1 protein-coding gene is annotated in these 250 nt (G+C 48.8%); it reads right to left on the reverse strand.

What is annotated here, in order from left to right:
• On the reverse strand, window positions 1-215 hold a 215-nt coding region (locus KMS84_RS44760), incomplete at its 3' end, for a Y-family DNA polymerase (RefSeq protein WP_498066992.1).
• Window positions 216-250: the final 35 nt, after the last annotated feature.

Raw genomic sequence — 250 nt, forward strand, 5'->3', positions numbered from 1 at the left:
GAATACTGTTCCACGGCACTGACCAGGGACGCTGTAGCCATGGCCATCCTGTGCGATAACTCGCCGTAGAGCGTGTAATTGCTGCTGAACGCTGCAACACCGTTACGCTCCAGAAATGCCCGGATCTTGAAATAAGGATCTCCCATCTTCAAACCAAGCGCCTTGGCCTCATTGGTGCAAGCAACGATGCAGCCATCTGAGTATCTGAATGACACTAACAGTTAGCGGAAGATAACATATTGATTTATAT

This window comes from Streptomyces hilarionis (assembly GCF_024539675.1).
Taxonomy (GTDB): Bacteria; Actinomycetota; Actinomycetes; order Streptomycetales; family Streptomycetaceae; genus Streptomyces; species Streptomyces hilarionis.